Raw genomic sequence first — 23833 nt, forward strand, 5'->3', positions numbered from 1 at the left:
TCGGATTACCAGCCGAACTGCTTGGCCAGTGTGAGCTTGAAGGTGCGGCCCTTGCCGTTGTCGTTGGACAGGAAGTCGCGATATTTCGTGTCGAACACGTTCTCGACACGGAACGAGGCTTCCCAGCCCTTGAACTGGCTGTCCCGGTCGGGGCGCCAGTTGACGTAGAGGTCATGGGTGCTGAACGAATCCCGGCGCAGGGCTTCGGCAACGAGATCGGTCGTGGCAGTGGTCGGCACCGGAACCTTGGTTTCGGAAAACACGAAGCGGCCTTCCCAGCCGAAGGTCACGCCCTTTTCGGGCATCCGGTAACCGGCTCCGATGTTGAACTCCGGCGGGGCGACGGAGGTCAGGCCGGTATTGGTTGACAGGTCGGTGCCGACTGTCAGGCCAAGCCCGGCATCCGCGAAGAAGTTGCGGTTGTTGTAGCCCGCCTCGAATTCGACCCCGTAGATTTCGGCGAGGCCGACATTGATATATTGCGGATACATGTTGCGCTGGCGAACGATCAGATCATCGATCTTGTTGTAAAATCCGGTGGTCTTGAAGTCGAAACTGTCACCGTCCTCGATCAGGTCACCCGTGGTGACGACAAACCCGGCTTCGAAATTGTCGGATTTTTCCTTTTTCAAACCGAGGCTGTAATTCGGCGTCACACCGGCGGAATAATCATTGGAATAGATCTCGTCGAGCGAAGGGAACCGCTCGGTATGGGCATAGGAGCCGAAGATCGAGAAAGTGTCGTTGAACTTGTAGAGCGCTGCGAGCTTGGGTGAAAACGCCGTGTCGGTCTTGTCGGCAGGAACCGCGGTGCCGGCCAGCGCACCCACCGTGCTGTTGCCGCTGAGCTTCTGATAGTCGATCCGCACGCCGGGAATCAGGGTCAGTCTCTCGTTCCAGATGAACTCGTTCTGGACGAAGAACCCGGCCTGGAAATCGGTGCCCTCAGGATGGTGGCCGAGGGGATCGGCCGTTGCCGTGGTGCGTTCCTGCTGGATAAGCTGTCCGCCGACGGTGAGGTAGTTCTCGAAAGTGTCACCGCTCCACTCGAAGGTGTTCTGACCCAGGAACTGGTAGCTCTCATAGCCATAGGTCGAATCCTGGCCGATGCTGCTGAAGGCGCCGAGCGAGGCGTTGGACTGCTCATTGGTGATGTTGTTGTAGGACAGCGTCAGCTTGAGATCGAGCCAGGGATTGTCGGTTGCCGCATCCTCATAGGAAATCTGGGCCTGTTTGTTGTTGAGAACACGGTCGACCGTGCCGAACACACCGGTTGGCTGCAGCTGCGAATAGGCCTGGTCCTTCTGGTCGCTGTTGAACTGGCTGTAGCTGAGCTGCAGTTTGCGCTCCTTGTTCTCGTCCAGATAGAAGGTGCCCTTGGCCAGACCGTTGGGCGTGGTGAATTCCGAGCCCTCGATGGCCATGCCGTCGCCGTCGGTGAATTCGTCGGCCGTGCGGTAATTGCCCGACACCAGGAACTCGGCATAATTGCTCAGGCGCATGGCAAGGATGCCGCTGGCCAGATACCCGTTCGAATTTGTATCGTAGCTGCTCTTCAGCTTGAGCGCGCCGGTCTCGCCCTCGGCGATGAAATCGGAAGCTTCCTTGGTGGTGAAGTTGATCACGCCGCCCAGCGCGCCGGCGCCGTAGAGAGTCGACGATGCCGGTCCGCGCAGCACTTCGACACGCTTGAACAGTTCCGGATCGTTGAAGAAGCCGCCCATGCGGTATTGTTCGAAGAACTGCGGAACGCCATCGACATTGACGACGATGCGGCCTTCCTCGCTGGCCGATTCCCCAGCGCCGATGCCGCGAATGTTGAATGTCTGACCCAGCGCCCGATTGGCGCCGCCAACGACGCTGACATTGGGAACATCTTTCAGCAGGTCGGTCATCGTCGAGGCCTGCCTGTCGTCGATGTCTTCCTGCTCCAGCGCAGTCACGGCCTGCGGCGTGTCGGTGGCAACCTTGGCCTGTCCTGCGCCCAGAATCAGCCGTTGCAGGAGCGTGAAGCCTTGGGGTGTTTCCGCCGCATCCTGTGCATGGGCTGCCGGCATCGCCGTCAAGGCGGTTGTTGCGCACAGTGCCAAAGTCACCGTGGTGCGAGTCATCTTAGAATGTAGAGAAGCCATAACGCCCTTACCTGGTCCATTTTTCTTTATGGGCTGGCTGGCGGAGCGCTTGCTGGCCGTGTTGGTGGCGACATCAATTTGACACAAATATCAAACTTGACAATTTCGCTCACCTTATGCGAGACATCGTTTACTAAAACTTGAACTCTCCAGTCAAGTTAAAATCGCGCCAAATCGCAATGCAGTTCATGCCAAGCCAGCGTCTCGCAAGCCAGGCCAACAAACGGATGTTGTCCATGGAAAATTCCCAAGCCTTAAGCGGCGATGCGCCTGCTCTCGAACGCCTGTCAGACACGGACCGGGTGATCTCCTCCCACGCCTTGTTCGGAGACCGCAAGGAAGTGATCATCGAGCATGATGGCGCTGCCTACCGGCTCAAAATCACCAAGCAAGGCAAGTTGATCCTCAACAAGTGAGCAGGCAGATGAATCATTATTCGGCGATTGACGCCGCGACCATTCGCAGTGCGCGCAGGGACAATCCCAAGATGCGCGAACGCGACCTCGCCACCCACATCGGCGTCTCCGAAGCCGCTTTCCTGGAAGCCTGGATCGGCGACTATGTCGAGCGAATCGAACCCGACCTCGACGTCTTCTTTCCCATGCTCGAACAGGCTGGAGAAGTCATGGCGCTGTCACGCAATGAAAGCGCCGTGCACGAGAAGACCGGTGTCTATGGCGGCTACAAGTCCGGCGAGCACGCCTCGATCGTTTTGGGCACGGATATCGACCTGCGGATTTTCCCGCGCCACTGGCGGCACGGCTTTCACGTCGCCAAGCCGCTGGAGGACGGATCGGTCCAGCACAGTTTCCAATTCTTCGACGCGCATGGCGACGCTGTTCACAAGGTCTTTGCACGGCAAAACACCGACATGGACAAGTGGCGGGCAATCCGCGACCGGCTGTCGATCCGCCACACGGTTTCCGAGTTTCCCTTACGCAGCGCCGGCACCGCCAAGCAGCCTCCTTCCGCCCAAGCGATCTCCGCATTGCGCGCGGCGTGGTCGGCCATGAGAGACACGCACCAGTTCCAGTCGATCCTGCGCAAATCGAAAATGTCGCGTCTCACGGCAATCTCGGTGATCGGCGACGAATATGCCTGGCAACTGTCTGCCGGTGCCGGCGCGGAACTGCTGCAACAGCTTAGCCGCGACCAGGTTCCGGTCATGGTGTTTGTTCGAAATCCCGGCATGTTGCAGATCCATTCCGGCCCGGTGCACACCATCAAGCAGGTCGGCCCTTGGCTCAATGTGATGGATATCGGCTTTCACCTGCACCTGCGCACGGATCGCTTCAGCGCCATCTGGCTGGTGCGCAAGCCGACCCGCAATGGCGACATCTATTCCCTTGAGATCTTCGATCCCGAGGGCGAACAGATCATCATGTTCAATGGCTACCGGCGTGAGGGCGAGAACACAGAGGTGGTGGCGCAGTGGGACGAAATCGTCCAGGCGCTGCCGCGGGCAGATGCCGCACAAGCCGACACCAACGACGCGACCGTGGAGTAAGAAAATTGACAATGCCTATTCAACTGATTGGCCGGGACAACCCGAGCCGCAACACCATGGCGTCCTTCCTGGTATTTGCCGTCACATGCCTGTCGGCGCTGACATCGGCAACGGCCGCGGAGCAGGGGCCGCAACGGGTTCTCGCCATCGGCGGCGCCGTCACCGAAATCGTCTACGCGCTTGGCGAACAGGACCGCTTGGTCGGTCGCGATTCGACCTCCACCTTTCCGCCTGAAGCCAACGGCCTTCCCGATGTCGGCTATATCCGTGCGCTCTCGCCCGAGGGTGTGTTGTCGGTCAAGCCGGATCTGATCCTGGCGCGCGAGAACAATGGCCCGCCGGAAGCGGTCGAAGTGCTCAAGAGCACCGGCGTGCGCTGGGTGGATGTTCCGGACGAGTTCACCCTTTCAGGCATTGACGAGAACATCACCATCATCGCCGCCGAACTGGGTGTGGTCGACAAGGGGGAGGCGCTGAAGAAGAAGGTCGCAGCCGACATTGCCAGATCCCGTGCACGTCAGGCAGCCCAGGGCGAGGCGCCGAGAGTGATGTTCGTGCTTGCCTTGACCGATGACAAGATCAGAACCTCGGGGAGGAACACCGCGGCTGACAACATCATTGCGCTGGCCGGCGGCGAAAACGTCATCACTGCCTTCGATGGCTACAAGGAGATCAGCAATGAGGCGGTCATCGATGCGGCCCCCGACATCATCCTGATGATGAACGGGCGCGGAGAATCCGCCGATCACGAAGCCGTCAACGCGCTGATCGAGGCGCACCCGGCACTGTCCACCACGCCGGCGGTCAGGAATGGCCGGATCATTCGCATGGACGGGTTGTTGATGCTTGGCTTTGGTCCACGCACCGGCGAGGCGATTGCGCAACTGTCAGACGCGCTTGCCGGCCATGAGCACTAGTCTCGACGCCACGATGAACCGGCTGCGCGAACCCGAGGGAGACCGCACGGCTCTTGCCCGCAGGATGATGGTGTGCCTGCTCCTCATCCTGCTTGTCACGGCGGTTTTGAGCCTCGGCTCCGGAGCCACCGATACCTCGGCGTCCTCCGTGGCCTGGGCGCTGGTGTCGGGCCAGGACCATCTGATCAGTGCCGTCGAACGCGTGATCATCATGGACATCCGCATGCCCCGCATATTGCTCGGCATGATGGTCGGCGCCTGTCTCGCCGTGTCCGGTGCGGTGATGCAGGGTCTGTTTCGCAACCCGCTTGCCGACCCCGGAATTGTTGGCGTCTCTGCCGGGGCAAGCCTGGGCGCGGTGAGCTTCATCGTGCTTGGCACCGGGGTTCTGGCACCGGTCGCGGCCCTGTTCGGGATATATCACGTCCCGTTCGCGGCATTCCTGGGCGGCCTGATGTTCACCTTCGCGCTCTACCGGATTTCGACCCGCAGCGGCAGCACCTCGGTGGCAACCATGTTGCTGGCCGGAATCGCACTCGGCGCGCTGGCAAATGCCTTCACCGGCATGCTGATCTTCCGGGCCGATGACGAGCAGTTGCGCGACCTGACCTTCTGGGGCCTGGGCTCGATTGCCGGCGCAACATGGCCCAAGGTTTTCGCCGTGGCGCCGATCATCGTGCCGATCCTGATCCTGGCGCCATTCATGGCGCGCGGGCTCAATGCGATGACGCTGGGCGAGGCCACCGCGCATCATCTCGGCGTCAATGTCCAGATCTTCAAGCGGTTGGCGATCGTTCTGGTCGCGGCCGCGACCGGGGCTGCGGTCGCAGTCTCCGGCGGCATCGGTTTTGTCGGCATCGTCGTGCCGCATCTGTTGCGCCTGATGATCGGTCCGGATCACCGCTTCCTGCTGCCGGCCTGCGGATTGCTCGGCGCGATCATGCTGCTGCTTGCCGATGCGATCGCGCGGCAGATCGTGGCGCCGGCCGAATTGCCGATCGGAATTGTCACGGCTGCCATCGGCGCACCGTTCTTTCTCTGGATCCTGTTGCGCAGGCGTGGACTGATGGATATCTGAGATGCTGGAAGCACGAAACATTCATGTCCGTCTTGGCAAGGCAGCCATTCTGCATGGCGTCGACCTGTCGGCGGCAAAGTCCCAGTTTACCGTGATTATCGGGCCAAACGGCTCGGGCAAGACCACTCTGCTCAAGGCGCTCACCGGTGAAATCGGGTTCACCGGCACTGTCAGTCTCAACGACATCGACATTTCAAGCGCCCGGCCGATGCAGCTGGCCAGCATGCGTGGCGTGCTGCCGCAGGCGGCCAACCTGTCCTTTCCCTTCACCGTGCACGAGGTGGTCAGGCTGGGACTGACCATGGGGATACAGACCCAGGTCGATGTTCCGGCGCGGATCCGGCAGGCGCTGGCCGCGGTCGACATGGAGGGGTTTGGCGGGCGATTGTACCAGGAATTGTCCGGCGGCGAACAGCAGCGGGTGCAACTGGCCCGCGTGTTGGCCCAGGTCTGGGAGCCGGTGTTTGAGGGTGAGCCCCGCTGCCTGTTTCTCGACGAACCGATTTCCAGTCTCGACATCAAGCATCAGTTGCAGATCATGCAGATCGCCCGGCGATATGCCGATGGCGGCGGTGGCGTGGTCGCGATCCTGCATGACCTCAATCTGACCGGGCACTATGCCGATCATGTCGTGCTGATGAACAGGGGCAGGGTCTATGCCTCGGGCGCACCGCGGCAGGTTCTTACTGCGGCCAATCTCGAAACGGTCTATGGCTGCCCGATGGCCGTTGGCGACATACCGCCGGGCATGGATTTCTTCGTGCTGCCACGCATAGGGGCTGCGGTTCAGGCCTCGGGCCCATTGGCTGCAGTCGGAGTGCGGGATTGACGGCAAAAGACCCGGATCAGGCCGTTTCCGGCCCTTCGGTGGCGAACAACAGGCAGCGCGTATCGGTCCCGGCGGCAAACTGCTTCAGTGCTGCAAGCGGCGCCGCGCCGCTGGGTGTGGTCTCGATCCCGTGGCTGGCATATTCACGCGCCGCTGCTGCTGCCTCCTCATTCGTGACCGTGACAAAGACGTCTGCATCGTGGCGCAGCGCCTCGAAGGCAATCAGCGAGGCATCCTTGCAGTCAAGCCGGCCCATGTTGGATTCCGGCCCCTCGGCACGCGTGAGCCTGCCGGCCTTGACGCTCTGCAGCAGGCAGGGAGCTGCGTCCGGCTCGACGACAATGATCTGCGGCTTTGTCCGCCAATGCGTGCGGATATGGGCGGCCATTGCCGCAGCCAGTCCGCCGACACCGGCCTGCACGAACACGTGTGTCGGCCAGTTTCCGCTTGTCTCAAACGCGCGCCGGCACTCTTCCGCTATCACGGTATAGCCTTCCATGATCAGGGCAGGGCGCTCGATATATCCCTCCCGGGAACCGTCGGCGAGGAGCAGCCAGCCATTCCGTTCGGCTGCGGCAATCGCATGGTCGACGCTGTCCTCATAGGATCCGTCGACGCGGATGACGTCGGATCCGGTCTTGCGAATGCGCTCGGCAAAGCCTTCGGGAACTGCGCTCGACAGCACGATGACGCCGCGTGCCCCGAATATCCGCGCGCCGGCTGCGACCGACAGGCCGTGATTGCCGGCACTGGCGGTGATGAAGGTCATGGTTGCCGCCGTGGTGCGGGCCTGTTCGCTGTCGAGATCGGGACTGCCCGAGGCGTCGGCAATCATCTGCGCCACAGCAAAGCCGCCGCCAAGCGCCTTGAAGCTGCCAAGCCCCATCCGCCGGGTTTCATCCTTGACCATCAGTGCGCCAATGCCGAGTTCAGCGGCAAGATCCGCCATGCTGTGCAAGGGCGTGGGCCGATAGGCCGGGCACTGCTGCAACATCGCCAGCGGACGATCCGGCTCGGTGCGGAACAGGCGTTTGACGCCCGGCGGGTTCGATCTGGTGTTTTCAAGTCTCATGGCCGCAGGATAGGCCAGCCCTTCGACCGCAAACCATCAAAATTTCGGTCGCTATGAGAAAATGCGGCACATAGCGTCAGCGTACTGATGCTTCCCGGTCAGGCGAAACCAGCATACTCTGTCCGATAGTCCCGTGCCGCAAAGCCGCCAAGTCTGGTAGAGAAGCGGCGCGCGGACGCATGAAACCAGGACTCCGGCCTGAATGCGAGTGTCATGAGCGAGAATTACGATCCTGCACCTGCCGACGATCATGTTCCCGCCCGCGGCTTTCCTCCGGCGGAATTCGAAGCGCGCCTGAGCCGCGCACAGACGGCGATGGCGGCGGCGGGGCTCGACGGGCTGTTGCTGACCACCGAAGCGGAATTTCGCTATTTCACCGGTTTCCTGTCCCGCTTCTGGCTGAGCCCGACGCGGCCCTGGTTCCTGCTGGTGCCGGCATCCGGCAATCCCGTCGCGGTGGTGCCATCGATCGGCCGCGCCTGTCTGCAGGCCACCTGGCTCGATGATGTGCGCTGCTGGGAGTCACCGCAGCCGCAGGATGAAGGCGTCTCGGCTCTGGCGGATGCACTGCGCGAGCTCTTCGGGCCGAACGCCCGCATCGGCATGCCGGAAGGGCCGGAAACGCATCTGCGCATGCCGCTGGGCGATTACCGCCGCCTGCAGGCGCAGCTGCCCGGCATCGCGTTTGCCGATGCAACTGGCGTGATCAAGAGCCTGCGGATGATCAAGTCGCCGGCCGAAGTGGAAAAAATCGCCCGTGCCTGCACAATCGTCTCCGATGTATTCGAGGCCTTGCCGGAGATGCTGGTGGCGGGAATGAGCGAGATCGAGATCTTTCGCCGTTTCAAGATCGCCTGCCTGGAGCGCGGCATTGACGATGTCGACTATCTGGTGGGCGGCGCGGGGCCGGGCGGTTACACGGATATCATCTCGCCGCCATCGCCGCGCCCTGTGCGCGCCGGCGATATCCTGATGCTTGATACCGGCGCGGTCTTCGACGGCTATTTCTGTGATTTTGACCGCAATTTCGCCTTTGGCCATGTGCCCGAGCATGCCGGCAAAGCCTATCGCGTGCTGCTGGATGCCGCCGAGGCCGGGCTGCAGGCCGCGCGACCGGATGCAACCTGCGCCGAGCTTCACCGCGCTATGCAGGGCGTCATCGACGCGGAGTTTGCCGGCGGCAGCGGCGTCGGCCGGATGGGCCATGGCCTCGGCATGCAACTGACCGAATGGCCGTCAATCACACCCGATGACCACACCGTGCTGCAACCCGGCATGGTGCTGACACTTGAGCCGTCGCTCGATCTCGCAGCCGGCCGGATGATGGTGCATGAAGAAAACCTGGTGGTGACTGCCGATGGCGCAAAGCTATTGACCCGGCCCGCGCCGCAATCCATGCCCGTCATCCCCGCCTGAATGCGGCGAGCCCCGCCACCGCTCAGTCCAGCGGCACATCCAGGCCAACCTTGGTGCGGTCCATGACCACCGATGTGCGGAAGCGCTTGACGTTGGAATCCTGGAAGAACAGCCGGTGGGTCAGCTGCTCGTAATCCTCCATGTCCCTCGCCAGTGCGATCAGCGCGAAATCGGCTTCACCGGTGACATAATAGCATTGCTGCACCTGCGGCTCGGCTCTGGCCTTGCGGCGGAACGCGTCGATCTGGTCGATGCGTTCATGCTCGAGCTCGACAAGGATCAGGAAGGTCATCGCATAGCCGACCGACTTCGGATTGATCAACGCGCACTCCGCCATGATCGTGCCGTCCGATTTCATGGTGCGAATGCGGCGCTGCACGGTGGCAACCGACAGGCCGGTTTCCACCGCGATGGTTTCCAGCCTTTCGCGCGAATTGGCCTGCAACATGCGCAGGATCGTCTGATCCGATTTCGGGATTTTCATGCTGCCTTCACTCGGTCAACCTGGCCGCGGTGATGATGGAAATTCTCACATCACCCGGGCATTTCGGGAATATCCGTCACTGTTCTTTGCTAGCATGATATTCAGCATTACGCGGCAAGGAATTGTCAAAGGCCAATTGCCTTGTTCCCGGTGTGACAGCTCCGGCTTGGATTTCGGGTCTTGAGAGGTAGCCGACAATGGCAATGGCATTTGAAACCGAGCGCCGCGACGAGGCCCGTCTGGGACTGGTTGTTCTGCAGGCCGACGAAACAATCGAGACCGAGTTTCGCCGGATCATGCCACAGGCGGCGACACTGCATGTCTCACGGGTGCCGAGCGGCCGGGAGGTGACGACCGAAAGCCTGGCTGCCATGGCCGATCATATCGGACAGAGCGCGAAGCTGTTTCCCGCGTCTGTCAGCTTTGACGCCGTCGGCTATGGCTGCACCTCCGGAACCTCGGTGATCGGCATCGACCGCGTCGGCGAACTTGTCCGTTCTGGCACCACCGCCAGAGCGGTGACCGAGCCGATTTCGGCGCTGATGGCCGCCTGCCGGCATTTCGGCCTGGCGCGCCTGGCGTTTCTGTCGCCCTATGTCGAGGAGGTCTCAACCGGCATGCGCGCGGTGCTGGCGCAAAACGGCATCCGGACGCCGGTCTTCGGCTCGTTCGAAACCGGCGAGGAAGCGGTGGTCGCCCGGATTGCCCCGGCGTCCATCCTTGAGGCCGCCGTGCAACTCGGAAGTGACCCGGATGCGGAAGCGGTCTTCATCTCCTGTACCAATCTACGTACGCTCGACGTACTTTCCGCAACTGAAGAGAGGCTGGGAAAGCCGGTTTTGTCCAGCAACCAGGTGCTGGCCTGGCACATGTGCCGGCTTTCAGGCATTGCGCCAGCTCAGACCGGGTTCGGCAAGCTTTTGTCGGGCTGCAGTCAAGGAGATGCAGTCACTTCGGCCGCGACGGATCCGCTTCAAACCGCCTGAGGTCGTCCAGAGTGTCGAGATCGGTGAAAAAGGCAGGGCTATCAAAGCTCACCGGATTGACCTTGTCGGGATTGTCGCGGGTGAATTTGCGGCAGCCGGGATTTGCCCTGTCCGCCATCAGCGCAGCTTTCAACAGATGCGGGATGACCAGCGGATTGCCGCGATCGGTGCCATGGACCGGTATCGTGATGCGGCTGCGGTCGCTGGCCCGGTGCGCCTTGAGAAGCAATGTCAGTGCCTGGGCGTCCAGCAAGGGTTGATCGCCCAGAACAATCAAGGTCGTCTCTGCCTGCGGGGCGGCTTTCAGTCCCGCCACCACCGAGCCTGCCTGTCCGGCAGCGTAATCCGGATTGTGGATGAACCTGACATTCAGGCCGGCAAGCGCCTGCACGATCATGGCTGCCTGGTGACCGGTCACGACGGTCACCGGCGCATCGCAGACCGCCGCACAGGCCGAGACCGTGGCGCGGATCATCGCGGTGCCGTTGATCTCGATCAGCAGCTTGTTGACGTCTCCCATCCGGCGCGACAGGCCAGCCGCCAGAACGATCGCCGCCGTGTCATGCATCGCATCGCTCCTCATATCTCCGGTCGCGGCCGCCCCGCCGGGCTGGCCGCGCCGACCGGGGCTTCGTCAGCTCTCAGAGCGAGATCGCGCAAGCGGCCAACCCAGCCCTTCTTCTCCGCGACCTCTTCCGGCTCCGCTGCTTCAGCGGGTTGTTGCGGGCCGACAATCTCGCTGAATTTTTCGAAGAAATCGCCGGCCAGTTTCTTGGCCGTGCCGTCAATCAGCCGGCTGCCGAGCTGGGCTATCTTGCCGCCGATCTGGGCTTGGACGTCATAATTGAGTATGGTGGCGTCGTCGCCATCGGCAACCAGATCGACCTTCGCACCGCCCTTGGCAAAACCGGCCATGCCGCCAGAACCTTCGCCGCTGATGGTGTAGCCGTTTGGCGGATCGAGATCCGACAGCGTTACCTTGCCGGCAAAGCTGGCTTTCACCGGGCCGACGCGCAAGGTCACCTTGGCGTTCATCTCGGTGTCCGAGGTCTTCTCGATGGACTGGCAACCGGGAATGCATTGCCGCAGGACGTCGACATCGTTGAGTGCGGCATAAACCACTTCGCGAGAAGCTTCGATGCGCTGTGATCCGTTCATTTCCATCTGATCTGTCCTTGTCAGAGTGTGCGTTGGCCGCGGCGGCGGATTTCGATCATTTCCGCCACGATCGAGAACGCGATTTCGTCAGGCGTGATGGCACCGATATCGATGCCCGCCGGCGCATGAATGGTTTCAAGCTGTGATGATGATACACCGGATTTGGCCAGTTCGGTTTTCAGGGCGGCAGCCTTTTTGCGCGACCCGACAAAGGCCAGATATTTGGACGGCACCTCCACCGCGGCCTTGAGTGCAGCGCTGTCGCCGCGCCCCTGGGTGGCGATCACCACATAGTCGCGCTCGCTGCCATCGGCCGGAATCGCGTAACCGTCGATCAGGCGGTCGGTCTCGCCGAAACCGGTGTGATCGGCCGCAGGCGCACACACGGTGATGAAGAACCCCATGCGCCGGGCCAGATCGGCCAGCGCAATGGCAACCGGCGAGGCGCCGCAGATCAGCAGGTTCGGCCGCGGCAGCACCGGCTCGACAAACACATCCATGGTTCCCTGGCTCGGGCACATGTTCTTGGCGTAGACGACCCCATCACGGGTTTCGCCGGATTTGACCTGATGCTCGCTCAGTCGCTCGTCGGGCTGGATGCTGACAAGCCGCGACTGGCCGTCGACAAGCGCCTCGCGTGCGGCCCTGAGCACGGCGCCGCGGGCGCATCCGCCGCCGATCCAGCCCTCCGTGATGGTTCCGTCGGCGCGGATCACCGCCTTGGCGCCGGCCTTGGCCGCCGTCACCGACACCGTACGCACCACGGTTGCCAGCGCAAACGGTTCGCCCTTCGATTTGTAATCGCTGATCAGATCGAGAATGTCGGATTGCCGCGGCATGGTCATATCCTTGCCAGATAGGGTTCAAGGGCTTCGAGACTGTCGAGATTGTGGGCCGGGGCGAACAGGTCGATATGGGGCAGGGCCGCTTTCATGCCGGCAGCCTCCGGCGCATAGCCCTGCCAGCCGATCATCGGATTGAGCCAGGCAATGCGGCGGCAGCGGCGGCGCAATGCCTGCATCTCGACACCGAGATTTTCAGCCGGACCGGTGTCGTAGCCGTCCGAGACGATCATCACGCAGGTGCGCGAATGAATGCAGCGCTTGGCGTGCCAGCGGTTGAAGGTGGCGAGGCTTTCGCCGATGCGGGTTCCGCCGCCGGTGCCTTGAGCCAGCAACGACATGCGTTCCATGGCGCGCTGCGGATTGCGTTCTTTCAGCGCTGGCGAGATGTGGATCAGGCGGGTGTGGAAGACGAAGGCTTCGGCTTCGCGAAAACTGTCGAGCACGCCGTGCATGAAACGCAGGAAGACAGCCGAATAGAGGTTCATCGAGCCCGATGCATCAAGCAGCACGACGAGGCGCAGCGGCTTGTCCTTGCGCTTGCGCCGCACCAGCTCCAGCGGCGTGCCGCCATGGGCGATGCTCTTGTGGATGGTCCGGCGTAGATCCAGCCGTTGACCGGAGCGCCGTGCATGCATCCTGCGCGTCAGCCGCGCACGCATGCTCCTGGCCAGGCGTTCGGCAAGCTGATGTGCCGCCTCCAGATCCTCGGGCTGGGTGAGGTGGCGGAAATCGGTTTTCGACAACAGCTCCGTGCGGGACGCGCCTTCGCGCTTGGACTGGCCGGTTTCGGACACTTCGCTGCCTTCGCCGCGCTCGACATGGTCGGCCTGGTCGCTTTCGCCAAAGCCGCGCTGGCCCGCTGCCTGGGTCTGCAGACCGGGCGGCGATGTCTGCGGTGCGCCGGAGATGCGGGTTGCCGACTTCATTCCGCGTTGGAGCCAGTACGCGTCGAACAGCTCGTCGAATTTCTGCCAGTCGGATTGCCGGCTGCAGAACAGGGCTCTCAAGGCCGGCCGCAAGCGCGAGGGGCGTGCGGCATCCGGGCTTGCCAGTACCGTCAGCGCATCCCGGGTTTCGGCCAGGCCAACAACGAAACCGTTATCGCGCAGAACATGGACGAAGCCATTGAGCTTTGTCCTCGCACCTGCTCCAATCGGGTTTTCCATTTCCAGGGCGGCGCTCATCTCAGGCCACCTTGCCAAGCAGCCGGTCGGAGACTTCGCGGGTCATGCGCGCTGTGTCCTCGGCGGTCTTGATCAGGCACATCAGCGTCTCGTGTACGGTTTCCGGATCGTCGCGCAGGTGGCGGATCTCCAGCCCGGCAAGGGTCGCCGCCCAGTCCAGCGTTTCGGCGACACCAGGAGACTTGCGCAGATCTTCCTTGCGGATCAGGCTGACCATATTGGCGATCTGCAGCGCCAGATCGGTGTCGATGCCGGGAAGGCGCGACAGGATGATCCGGGCTTCGCGATCGACATCGGGATAGTCGACATAATGATAGAGACAGCGCCGGCGGAGCGCATCACTGAGCTCGCGGGTGCCGTTCGACGTCAGGATGACGCGGGGAATGGTGGTCGCCGTGATGGTCCCGAGTTCGGGGATGGAAACCTGAAAATCCGACAGCAGTTCGAGCAGAAAGGCCTCGAATTCCTCATCCGCCCGGTCGACCTCGTCGATCAGCAGCACGGCGGGCTTGTCCTGCCGGATCGCGGCCAGCAACGGCCGTTCCAGCAGATAGGTCTCGCTGAAAATGTGTTCTTCCACAGCCGAGGCATCACTGCCTTCGCGCGCCTTGATGGCGAGCAACTGCCGCTGGTAGTTCCACTCATAAAGGGCTGCGCTCTGGTCGAGCCCTTCATAGCATTGCAGCCGGATCAGCCTGGTGTCGTGGGCATGCGCCAGAGCGCGCGCCACTTCGGTCTTGCCGACGCCTGCCTCGCCCTCGAGCAGCAGCGGCCGCTTGAGGCTTTCCATCAGCCACAAAGCCATCGCCAGGTCGCGATCGGGAATGTACCCGACCGCGGCCAGTTGTGTGGCGACCTGTTCCTGCGGGATCCTCACCGGAATTTCCTCGACACTATGCGTGCAGACCGAGTTTCTCGCCGACGGTCCACAGCCGCCAGGCATCATGCGGCATCTGGATGTGACCGGCGCCGAGGAAGGCATAGGCATCGTTTACGGCGTTGGAGAAGCAGGGCACACCGCCGACATGGGGGCTTTCACCCACGCCCTTGGCGCCGATCGGATGGTGCGGCGAAGGTGTGACGGTGTGGTCGGTTTCCCAGTGCGGCGTCTCGACGGCGGTTGGCAGGAAGAAATCCATGAACGACGCGCCCATGACATTGCCCTGCTCGTCGTAGCGGATTTCCTGGCCCATGGCGCAGGCAAAGGCCTCGGTCAGACCGCCATGCACCTGGCCCTCGATGATCATCGGGTTGATGCGGGTGCCGCAATCATCAAGCGCATAGAAACGCCGCGTCTTGGCAACGCCGGTGTCCACATCGATGTCCATGACGCAGAAGTAGGCGCCGAACGGATAGGTCATGTTCGGCGGTTCGTAGTAATTGACCGCCTCCAGACCTGGCTCCATGTTTGGCGGCGGGCTGTTGTAGGCAGCCCAGGCGATTTCCTTCATGGTCTTGAACTTCTCCGGCAATCCCTTGACCCGGAACCGGTCCACATCCCATTCGAGATCGCCCTCATGCACTTCCATCATGTGGGCGGCGATCATCTGGGCTTTTGCCTTGATCTTGCGGGCAGCCACCGCCGTCGCCGCGCCGGCAACAGGAGTCGAACGCGAGCCGTAGGTGCCAAGACCATAGGGTGCTGTGTCGGTGTTGCCTTCCTCGATCATGATGTCGTCGGCGGGGATGCCAATTTCGGTGGCGATGATCTGGGCGTAGGTGGTTTCGTGGCCCTGACCCTGGCTCTTGGTGCCCATGCGGGCAATCACCGATCCGGTCGGGTGAATGCGGATTTCGGCCGAATCAAACATGGCGATGCCGAGAATGTCGCAGTTCTTGGCAGGTCCTGCTCCCACGATCTCGGTGAAGAACGAGATGCCGATCCCCATCAGTTCGCGGGTTTCGCCGCGCTTGAACGCCTCGCGTTTTTCCGCTTGTTCTTCGCGCAACTCCTTGTAGCCGATGGTGTCCATCGCCTTCTTCATGGCGGTGTGATAGTCGCCGCTGTCATATTCCCAGCCGAGAGCCGACTGGTAGGGGAACTGCTCTGGCTTGATGAAGTTCTTGATGCGCAGTTCAGCCGCATCCATGCCGAGCTTCTGCGCCAGCAATTCCACCGCGCGCTCGATGGCGAACACCGCTTCGGTGACGCGGAACGAGCAGCGATAGGCAACTCCGCCCGAGGCCTTGTTGGTGTAGACACCGTCGACCGCCAGATGTGCCGTCGGGATGTCATAGGACCCGGTGCAGATGTTCATGAAGCCTGCCGGCCATTTCGAAGGGTCGGCGCAGGCGTCAAAAGCGCCGTGATCGGCCAGCACATGCACGCGCATGGCCTGGATCTTGCCGTCCCTGGTGGCGGCGAGTTCGGTGGTCATGTGATAGTCGCGGGCAAAGGATGTTGTGGAGAGGTTCTCCATCCGGTCCTCGACCCATTTGACCGGCACGCCGAGCACGATGGAGCCGACAACCGAGCAGACATAGCCGGCATAAGCACCGACCTTGTTGCCAAAGCCGCCGCCGATATCGGGCGCGATGACGTGGATCTTGTGTTCGGGCAGGCCCGAAATCAGCGACACCACGGTGCGTATCACGTGCGGCGCACTGGAACGTGCCCCACAATGTCAGCTCACCCTTGACCTTGTCGAAGGACGCCACCGACTGGCAGGTTTCCAGCGGCGAGGGATGGGTGCGGTGATCGACCAGCATTTCCTTGATGGTCACATCGGCATTGGCGAAGACCGCGTCTGTCTCTTCCTTGTCGCCGATCTTCCATTCGAAAATGTGGTTGGGATGTTTGCGCGGGCCGTGCGCACCTTCCATCTTGTCCTGGATGTCTTCGCGTAGGATCGGCGCATCCTCGTCCATCGACCTGAACGGATCGACAATGCAGGGCAGCGCCTCGTAATCGACATCGACCAGTTCGGTGGCGTCGGAGGCGATATAGCGGTCTTCGGCAATGACGAAGGCCACTTCCTGGTTCTGGAACAGCACCTTATCCTCGGCCAGAACCGCCTGCACGTCACCGGCCAGTGTCGGCATGTAATGCAGGCCCAGCGGCTTGAGATCGGCGGCAGTTAGCACGGCCACGACACCCCGCAAGGCCTTGGCGCGGCTGGTGTCGATGCTCTTGATCCGTGCATGGGCGTGCGGCGAGCGAACAAAATCGCCAAACAGCATGCCGGGCAATTTCAGGTCATCGACATAGCTGCCCTTGCCTTGCGTGAAGCGAACGTCTTCGACCCGCTTGCGCTTGCAGCCCATGCCCTGGAGTTTTTCGGTGCGCTCGGCGCGGTCCTGATCAATCTTGGTCTGGTCGTTCATTCTGCAGCCTCCTGGAACGGGGTGCCGTTGATTTTCGCGGCGGCATACTGGATCGATTTGACGATGTTGACGTAGCCGGTGCAGCGGCAGAGATTGCCGGAAATGCCGTGGCGGATTTCGTCCTCGGTCGGCGCCGGATTTTCCTGCAGCAACCGGTGCGCCCGCAGGATCATTCCCGGCGTGCAGAAACCGCATTGCAGCCCGTGCATCATGCGAAAACCTTCCTGCAGCGCGCTCAGCGTCCCGTCGGAATTGGCCACGCCCTCGATGGTGGTGATGTCGGTGCCATTGGCCTGCACCGCAAATGTCATGCAGCTTTTCACCGACATGTCATCCATGTCGACCGTGCACGCGCCGCAGTGGCCGGTGTCGCAGCCGATATGGGCGCCGGTCAGGTTCTGCTGTTCGCGCAGAAAGTGGATCAGCAAGGTGCGCGGTTCGACCAGCGCCTCGACCTTCTTGCCGTTGATGGTCAGTTCGATATGCGATTTTGTCATTGCAATTTCCCCCTCAAGCTCTGGCGCGGGACTGGGCCCGCTCGACTGCGCGCCGCAGCATGACGCCTGCCATCTTGGTGCGATACTCCGCCGGCCCGCGCATGTCGGATGCCGGATTGGTGATCGCTTCGGCAGCGGCCACGGCGGCGTCCACCGATGACTTGTCGAGGCTGGTGCCGATGAGAAGCTCTGCAGCATCGGAGGCCCAGAGCGGGGTTTCGGAGACATTGGTCAGGCCGATGGAAACGCTGGCGCACGTGTTGCCCGCCATGGTGAGCACCACGGCTGCCGCGGCGGTGGCGTAGTCGCCGACCTTGCGCTTGAGTTTCTCATAGGCATAGCCATGGCCCGGGGGAGGAATGGGAATGCGCACCGCGGTCAGGATCTCGCCCGGCTCCAGCAAGGTGTAATAGGCGCCCTGGTAGAAGTCGCGGGCGGCGATGTCGCGGCTGCCATCGGGGCCGGAGACCGCATAGCTGGCGCCCAGGCACATCATCAGCGCCGGCATGTCGTTGCCCGGATCACCATTGGCGACATTGCCGCCGAAGGTGCCCTTGTAGCGGATCTGCGGATCGGCGATCAGCCGCGAGGTTTCGGCGATGATCGGAATGTGGCGCGAGAGCGTGTCCGAGGTGATCAGCTCGAACTGCGTGGTCATGGCGCCGATGATGATGTCGTCGCCCTCGACCGTGATGCCCTTGAGAGTGCCGATGCCGGACAGGTCGACAAGATGTTCCGGCGAAGCCAGCCGGGTCTTCATCAAGGGGATCAGGCTGTGACCGCCGGCCAGAATGCTGGCTTCCTCGCCCAGCTTCGCAAGCAGCCCCACAGCATCCTCGATCGTTGCGGGTCGGTGATAGTCAAATGCGCCAGGTATCATTCCAGCTCCTCCCAAAGCTTGGCAGATCAAAACCCGATCACCCAACAAGCCCCAAAGCCCGTGTTGCGATCCGTCTGCTCCAATTCCTACATGAGAGGCTATTGGCGTCATGGGAAACAGCCGGCCGTGCATGAAAAGCCCGGATTTTCACGAATTGCCGTCTGTTCGCACGAACTGCGTCAATAATATTGACCTAAATATCATGCAACGCCGGAATGTCTGCGCGCCTGGTGGGCGGCCAGTTCCTGCCGCAGCTCGGCCACGCGCGCGCGGCTGATCGGCACCGACCGGCGGACCGGCGAATCCAGTTCCGCAACCGCCGCATCGCCGGATTTCCTGACCTGGCCGACATGCGCCAGATTGACGATATAGCTGCGATGGGTGCGGTAGAAGGCCGGTTTCGGTAGGCGCTCGAAGATCTCGGAGATCGAAAGCGTGCAGAAAAGATCGTCGCGGCCATTGAAAACATAGGTGTAATGGGCGTTGGCATGGACCGAGACCACATCGCTGGCGGCGATGTGGAACCGGTTCCCGTTCTTTTCGATCGGCAGCAGTTTGACAGAATCACTCGGCGGTTCAGCGCCGGCCGCAGCATCCGCCGCTGGCGCCGGTTCCGAGAACCCGGTGTCAGTAAAATCGTCAAAGTTGCCGTCAGCGTCCTTCGGGCCGGCGCTGTCGCGGTCGGAATGTTTTCGCTTCGGCACCAGCGTCAGCATGAAGATGCCGGAGATCGCAAAGGCCACGACGCTGACGATCACCGCAAGGGTGTCGCTGGAAATGAACGAGGTTGCAGCGCTTGATCCCGACAGCGAAAAGTCGAATCGCGTGCCGGCCATCGCGGTGTAGTGCATCCCCGACACCGCACAGCCCAGAAAGCTTGCGCACAGGAACAGCGGCGGCCGCCGCGCTGCCGAAAAGGCCAGCCACAGGGCCAGGCCGGAGGCGGTCACGGCGATGAGGAAGCTGCCCGTGACATAGGCCGGATCATAGCTGATCCGGGCGCTGGCATTGAGCGCGATCATGCCGACATAATGCATGGTCGCAATGCCGAGCCCCATCACGCCGGCTGCGACGGCCAGCAGATGGTTTGACCGCAGGCTCGCCAGATAGACGGCGATGCCGACCACCAGCACGCACAACAGCAGCGACACCAGGGTCGGCAGCACCAGATAGTCGACCTGGGCGGCCATGCCCATCGACAGCATGCCGATGAAATGCATGCTCCAGATGCCGACCGACAGCGTGATTGCCGAGGCCGCGATCAGAAAGCGGCGGTGCAGCGCAAAGGCGCCGGAGATGCGCAGCGCAAGATACAGGCCGACATAGCTGGCCTGGATGGCCACGATCACCGACAGCGCAACAAGATAATGATTGTGACCCGATGGCATCACGGGGCTGCCTCGTCAGTCTGGCGGGTCGATTCCTGGCTCATCGCGGTAGGCTAGCATAATAGTTTCGCGCATTTCCATCGGGTCGGTTGGGCAGAGGCACAGGACCGCGGCCAGATGCCGGCCTGAGGACAATGCGGTTGTAACATGGGCAAAACAGGATCAACATCGGGGATCGAAACGGGGCGCGGCCACACACGCCAGCGATGGAGAGCGGGATGGAACAGCATAAGACGCCAGGCGTTTATATCACCGAGGAGAATGCATTTCCCAATTCCGTGGTGGAAGTGCCGACCGCTGTGCCGGCTTTCATCGGCTATACCGAAACAACCAAATGCGGCGGCGCGGATCTTGTCAATGTGCCCACGCGCGTGTCCTCGATGGCGGAGTTCGAGCAGATATTCGGCGGGCAGCCGAAGCTGCTGTTCCTGCCCGGATCGGAGGAGGGCGGCGCGGACTGGCAATTGGTGGCGCACAGTCATTTCCTGCTGTATTATTCCATGCGCCTGTTCTTCTACAATGGCGGCGGCCCCTGCTGGATCGTCTCGGTGGGCGATTATGGCAGCGCTGATGCGCCCGTCATCAAGAGCGCTCGCCATTTCGAGGCGGCATGGCCGGCATTGTCGAGGCAGGTAGAGCCGACCATCGTGGTTGTGCCCGACGCGGTTCTGTTGCCTCTCGACGACCATGCCGCTGTCTCCAATGCCGCCTTGCAGCATTGCGCTGATCTGCGTGACCGGATCGCCATCCTTGATGTGTACAACGGCGATCGCAGGCGCACGCGTGACGCGGAGGACGTGATTTCCGGCAGCAACGGGTTCCGTCAACAGATCCGGAGCGAGCAGCCGAGCTTCGGGGCCGCCTATTATCCCTGGCTCAAGACCAGTGTGGTCGGGCTGGACGAACTGAATTACACCAATCTGACTGCCGATGGCCGCGCGCGATTGCTCGACATGATCAAAGCCGCGTCGATTGCGGAACCGGGCAACCGGGAGAGTGCGCCGCAAATGATTTTTGATCTTGTGTCGAATTTGAAAGACGAAAAAGCTTTGTCATTGGCCCAAACGCACCAGGCACTGCTGCAAGCAAGCCGCGTTTATCAAAAGGTCGTCACTGACATGCTTGAGATTGTGAATGTCATGCCGCCCAGCGCAGCAATGGCGGGCATATTGGCTTCCATCGACAATACACAGGGTGTGTTTTGTGCTCCGGCCAACACCGGCATCGTCTCGGCGTCGCCAGTGGTACCGATTTCGGACGCGGATCAGGAGGATCTGAACACCCCGCTCGACGGCAAGTCGGTCAACGCCATTCGCACATTTTTCGGGCGCGGCGTTCTGGTGTGGGGTGCACGAACGCTCGATGGCAACAGCCAGGATTGGCGCTACATCAATGTGCGCCGCACGATGATCATGCTGGAGCAGTCGATCAGGCTTGCCACCGAGGCCTATGCCTTTCAAAGCAATGATGCCGGCACGTGGAGATCAGTCAAAACCATGATCGAGAATTTTCTGTCCGGTCAGTGGAAGCGAGGCGCGCTGGCAGGCGCAACCCCCGCAGATGCCTTCCAGGTCAGTGTAGGCCTCGACCCGGACATGACCGCCACCGACAGTTCCGGCGGCTTCATGCAGGTGACGGTGAAACTGGCAATCGTGCGCCCAGCAGAGTTCATCATCCTGAGCTTCCAGCAGAAAATGCTGACTTCCTGACAGGGGCATGTCTGCGACAGGCAGCAAGTGCGGCCGCAGCAGGGCAGGGCAATGCCCTCCGCTGCAGCTCCCTGCCAGCCTGTGGTACACCGGCCCGGCCCGGCCCGGGATCTCGCTGTGGCAACCCAAAAGCTCGACACCCGCCGGTGCGCGCGACATGTCCCCGACGCGCCTGCCGATGGATGCGTATTCGCAAAGCCAGATAGGTGTGCAAATCGGTGAAATGGCGGAGGGGGTGGGATTCGAACCCACGGTACGGTCTCCCGCACGCCGGTTTTCAAGACCGGTGCCTTAAACCGCTCGGCCACCCCTCCGGGGATCGGGACCAGTGTCATCCGGCAACGCCTGGTCTGGCGTCGCGGCGGTTGTTGGCCCCATTGCGGTTGGCGGCTTTTATCTCTGCATCGCGCGCGGCGTCAACTGGTTTCGTCATCAGGTCCCGCCATGCCTGCCTGTCGAGTTGATCGCCAAGCGGCGGATCAAAACGGCACAGGCCACGCCGCATCGCTCTCGGCGGGGCGGGCGGACAGGGGGAAGGCGGCAGCGACAGGCAGCCCTCCTTCGACGCGCTGGCACTGGTGCGGCGTCCGGGCGGCGCGGCGGAACCTGTTGCCGGCCGAATGCCGGTTCCGCCACGAAATCCTGTCCGTGATGAAACCAAAGCGGTTCTGCATGCGTATTGCTGTCAATGCATCGAGATGGAGACATGGCATGTTGAAGAAAATCACCGCGTTCGGCCTTGGCGCAGCTCTCTGTGTGGCCATGGCGCCGGCGGCCCTGGGCGCCGACTGGCTGGCAGGCGCCGAGCTCAAGGGCTTTGTCAATGGCAAGCGGGTCTATCTCGCCACCCCGTTCGGCGGAGAATTCCCGCTCAACTACCAGCCCTCCGGCGTGGTCAGCGGCGACGGCACCTCGCTCGGGCTCGGCAAGTTCCTGGCGCCCAAGGAGAACGGCCGCTGGTGGGTGAAGGGCGAGAACCTGTGCCAGCAATGGCCGACCTGGTATGACGGCAAGGCCACCTGCTTCCGAATCGAGAAGACCGGTGACCAGTCGCTGAACTGGGTCCGCGACGACGGCCGCCGCGGCAAGGCCCGAATTGACGGCTAGAATTCAGTCTTTGTTTACCATAAGGCTGGCTATGACGGGCTCAGAATGACCCGTAACGCAATTTTGCCATTTTGCCGGGCGATCTAAACCTTCGATTAGGACATCGGACGCATGGATTGAAGGGGACGGCTTTGCAGGGGACTTACTGCCAGGCCACAGTGGCGACAGCCGGATCGAGTAGCGGTGTGGGACACAAATTGATCTACCAAGCCGGAACAGGGCTGCGCGTTGCTGCCCGCATCACTGTGCTCGCGGTTCTGGCGCTGGGGCTCGCCGGCTGCGGTTCGACCTCCAAGACCAAGTCGAAATCCCAGCCCTCGCATATCAACACGAAGACGAAATTCTCGGTCTCCGAATATGGCGTGGCTGCAAGCCCGCGCATCACCACCGCCAAACGCCCGAAAAAGGGCGGCGGGCGCGCCTTTGTCGGCAAGCCCTACCGGGTGCGCGGCAAATGGTACAAGCCCCAGGAAGATCCGGATTATGACAAGGCGGGTCTGGCATCCTGGTACGGTCCGAATTTTCATGGCCGGCTCACCGCCAATGGCGAGATTTACGACCAGTTCCATCTGTCCGCCGCGCACCCGACCTTTCCGCTGCCAAGCTATGCACGGGTGACCAACAAGAAGAACGGCAATTCGGTCATTGTCCGCGTCAATGACCGCGGGCCTTACGCACATGGCCGGATCATCGACGTCTCCAATCAGGCGGCCGCATTGCTGGACATGAAGACCGAAGGCGTTGCCGCGGTCCGGGTCGAATATGTCGGCCGCGCTCCGGTCGAGGGTGACGACACCCGCTATCTGATGGCGAGCTACCGACCCGGCGGTTCCGGCGCGCCCGCCGAGGGCGTCATTGCCACCGGGGTGATGATGGCCATGAACGCGGTGGATTCGGCCTTGCCCGGCGTCGCCGGCATCGGCTCGGGACTTGTGCCGCCAGCCGGCGTCGCCTCGGCCCCGCAGCCGGCTCTGGCCAGCGCGGCATTTGCCTCGGTCACCGGTTTGCCGCCCGGTTTCGCTCTGCCCTCCATCGGCCCGGTTCTGCTCGACCGGCCGTCCTTCGGCACGCCGATGGCGGCGCTCGAAGATACTGATGGCCTGCGCGATGTCGGCATGGCGTTCTGGGGCGGACGCGTGGTTGCGCCGCAGCGGGCGTTTGACGTGGTGCTCGGGGGCCGCGCCGCAGAGCGCTGAATCTGCCGCTGGCAGCATTGCCCGCAGGCAGGGTCGCGGGGCCGGGCGAGAGCCGCCGGCGTGGCCGCCATTGTTCAATTGCATCAAGGCATTGATCCAGACCGGCTTGATTGCTAGGTTCGCC

At 62.2% G+C, this 23833-nt stretch carries 21 protein-coding genes, 1 tRNA gene and 1 pseudogene; 10 read left to right on the forward strand and 13 right to left on the reverse strand.

The annotated features are described in order from the left end of the window. Positions 1 to 5 precede the first annotated feature (5 nt). On the reverse strand, positions 6 to 2111 hold the full coding sequence (locus OEG82_RS13105) for a TonB-dependent receptor domain-containing protein (protein WP_267612868.1): 2106 nt from the start codon (positions 2109 to 2111) through the stop codon (positions 6 to 8). A gap of 257 nt (positions 2112 to 2368) precedes the next feature. Between OEG82_RS13105 and hemP the strand changes: the two genes are divergently transcribed. The 5 genes from hemP to OEG82_RS13130 are packed head-to-tail and all read left to right on the forward strand — an operon-like array spanning position 2369 to position 6463. Continuing rightward, positions 2369 to 2548 carry a hemin uptake protein HemP gene (gene hemP, locus OEG82_RS13110; protein WP_267612869.1) on the forward strand — a complete coding sequence of 60 codons (180 nt, stop codon included), beginning with the start codon at positions 2369 to 2371 and terminating at the stop codon, positions 2546 to 2548. 8 nt (positions 2549 to 2556) lie between these two features. Beyond that, the gene (locus tag OEG82_RS13115) at positions 2557 to 3639 is read left to right on the forward strand and encodes a hemin-degrading factor (protein ID WP_267612870.1); all 1083 of its coding nucleotides are present in this window, start codon (positions 2557 to 2559) and stop codon (positions 3637 to 3639) included. 11 nt (positions 3640 to 3650) lie between these two features. Then, positions 3651 to 4556: a heme/hemin ABC transporter substrate-binding protein gene (locus tag OEG82_RS13120; RefSeq protein ID WP_267612871.1), complete on the forward strand. Its 906-nt coding sequence runs from the start codon at positions 3651 to 3653 to the stop codon at positions 4554 to 4556. Further along, the gene (locus OEG82_RS13125; protein ID WP_267612872.1) at positions 4546 to 5634 is read left to right on the forward strand and encodes a FecCD family ABC transporter permease; all 1089 of its coding nucleotides are present in this window, start codon (positions 4546 to 4548) and stop codon (positions 5632 to 5634) included. Before OEG82_RS13120 ends, OEG82_RS13125 begins: the two co-directional genes overlap by 11 nt. A 1-nt stretch (position 5635) precedes the next feature. After that, positions 5636 to 6463: a heme ABC transporter ATP-binding protein gene (locus OEG82_RS13130; RefSeq protein WP_267612873.1), complete on the forward strand. Its 828-nt coding sequence runs from the start codon at positions 5636 to 5638 to the stop codon at positions 6461 to 6463. Positions 6464 to 6479: 16 nt separating this feature from the next. Here OEG82_RS13130 and OEG82_RS13135 read toward each other — a convergent pair whose 3' ends face one another. Beyond that, positions 6480 to 7535 carry a diaminopropionate ammonia-lyase gene (locus OEG82_RS13135; protein ID WP_267612874.1) on the reverse strand — a complete coding sequence of 352 codons (1056 nt, stop codon included), beginning with the start codon at positions 7533 to 7535 and terminating at the stop codon, positions 6480 to 6482. 213 nt (positions 7536 to 7748) lie between these two features. On the opposite strand from OEG82_RS13135, the gene OEG82_RS13140 reads away from it, so the two are divergent. Continuing rightward, complete coding sequence (locus tag OEG82_RS13140; RefSeq protein WP_267612875.1) at positions 7749 to 8951, forward strand: M24 family metallopeptidase; 1203 nt, start codon at positions 7749 to 7751, stop codon at positions 8949 to 8951. 22 nt (positions 8952 to 8973) lie between these two features. Here OEG82_RS13140 and OEG82_RS13145 read toward each other — a convergent pair whose 3' ends face one another. Further along, the gene (locus OEG82_RS13145; protein ID WP_267612876.1) at positions 8974 to 9435 is read right to left on the reverse strand and encodes an Lrp/AsnC family transcriptional regulator; all 462 of its coding nucleotides are present in this window, start codon (positions 9433 to 9435) and stop codon (positions 8974 to 8976) included. 197 nt (positions 9436 to 9632) lie between these two features. Here OEG82_RS13145 and OEG82_RS13150 point away from each other — a divergent pair, with 197 nt between their 5' ends. After that, the gene (locus OEG82_RS13150; RefSeq protein ID WP_267612877.1) at positions 9633 to 10421 is read left to right on the forward strand and encodes a maleate cis-trans isomerase family protein; all 789 of its coding nucleotides are present in this window, start codon (positions 9633 to 9635) and stop codon (positions 10419 to 10421) included. Here OEG82_RS13150 and OEG82_RS13155 read toward each other — a convergent pair. The 9 genes and pseudogenes from OEG82_RS13155 to OEG82_RS13195 form a co-directional block, all read right to left on the reverse strand. After that, the gene (locus OEG82_RS13155; RefSeq protein WP_267612878.1) at positions 10384 to 10989 is read right to left on the reverse strand and encodes a nucleotidyltransferase family protein; all 606 of its coding nucleotides are present in this window, start codon (positions 10987 to 10989) and stop codon (positions 10384 to 10386) included. The genes OEG82_RS13150 and OEG82_RS13155 overlap by 38 nt on opposite strands. A gap of 11 nt (positions 10990 to 11000) precedes the next feature. Next, complete coding sequence (locus OEG82_RS13160; protein WP_267612879.1) at positions 11001 to 11585, reverse strand: SRPBCC family protein; 585 nt, start codon at positions 11583 to 11585, stop codon at positions 11001 to 11003. Positions 11586 to 11599: 14 nt separating this feature from the next. Further along, positions 11600 to 12418, reverse strand: a complete 819-nt coding sequence (locus OEG82_RS13165; RefSeq protein ID WP_267612880.1) for an XdhC family protein — start codon at positions 12416 to 12418, stop codon at positions 11600 to 11602. Positions 12419 to 12420: 2 nt separating this feature from the next. Next, the gene (locus OEG82_RS13170) at positions 12421 to 13608 is read right to left on the reverse strand and encodes a vWA domain-containing protein (protein WP_267612881.1); all 1188 of its coding nucleotides are present in this window, start codon (positions 13606 to 13608) and stop codon (positions 12421 to 12423) included. Between the two features lies 1 nt (position 13609). Further along, positions 13610 to 14479, reverse strand: coding sequence for an AAA family ATPase (locus OEG82_RS13175; protein ID WP_425497647.1), 870 nt, complete (start codon positions 14477 to 14479; stop codon positions 13610 to 13612). 22 nt (positions 14480 to 14501) lie between these two features. Continuing rightward, positions 14502 to 16932 (reverse strand): annotated as a pseudogene (locus tag OEG82_RS13180) (aerobic carbon-monoxide dehydrogenase large subunit). Beyond that, on the reverse strand, positions 16929 to 17429 hold the full coding sequence (locus OEG82_RS13185; protein WP_267612882.1) for a (2Fe-2S)-binding protein: 501 nt from the start codon (positions 17427 to 17429) through the stop codon (positions 16929 to 16931). The pseudogene OEG82_RS13180 and the gene OEG82_RS13185 overlap by 4 nt, the downstream one beginning before the upstream one ends. 13 nt (positions 17430 to 17442) lie before the next feature. After that, the gene (locus OEG82_RS13190) at positions 17443 to 18309 is read right to left on the reverse strand and encodes an FAD binding domain-containing protein (RefSeq protein ID WP_267612883.1); all 867 of its coding nucleotides are present in this window, start codon (positions 18307 to 18309) and stop codon (positions 17443 to 17445) included. Positions 18310 to 18509: 200 nt separating this feature from the next. Further along, complete coding sequence (locus OEG82_RS13195; protein ID WP_267612884.1) at positions 18510 to 19697, reverse strand: MHYT domain-containing protein; 1188 nt, start codon at positions 19695 to 19697, stop codon at positions 18510 to 18512. 380 nt (positions 19698 to 20077) lie between these two features. On the opposite strand from OEG82_RS13195, the gene OEG82_RS13200 reads away from it, so the two are divergent. Continuing rightward, a complete protein-coding gene (locus OEG82_RS13200) occupies positions 20078 to 21406 on the forward strand; it encodes a phage tail sheath family protein (RefSeq protein WP_267612885.1) in 1329 nt (442 codons plus the stop codon). Between the two features lie 224 nt (positions 21407 to 21630). Here the strand turns inward: OEG82_RS13200 and OEG82_RS13205 are convergent. After that, a tRNA-Ser gene (locus OEG82_RS13205) sits at positions 21631 to 21720 on the reverse strand. Between the two features lie 397 nt (positions 21721 to 22117). On the opposite strand from OEG82_RS13205, the gene OEG82_RS13210 reads away from it, so the two are divergent. Together OEG82_RS13210 and OEG82_RS13215 are read left to right on the forward strand one after the other, a co-directional pair. After that, on the forward strand, positions 22118 to 22513 hold the full coding sequence (locus OEG82_RS13210) for a hypothetical protein (RefSeq protein ID WP_267612886.1): 396 nt from the start codon (positions 22118 to 22120) through the stop codon (positions 22511 to 22513). A gap of 197 nt (positions 22514 to 22710) precedes the next feature. Continuing rightward, positions 22711 to 23709 (forward strand): septal ring lytic transglycosylase RlpA family protein, encoded by a 999-nt coding sequence (locus OEG82_RS13215; RefSeq protein WP_267612887.1) that lies wholly within the window; start codon positions 22711 to 22713, stop codon positions 23707 to 23709. Positions 23710 to 23833: the final 124 nt, after the last annotated feature.

Source organism: Hoeflea ulvae, from assembly GCF_026619435.1.
GTDB classification, from domain to species: domain Bacteria; phylum Pseudomonadota; class Alphaproteobacteria; order Rhizobiales; family Rhizobiaceae; genus Hoeflea; species Hoeflea ulvae.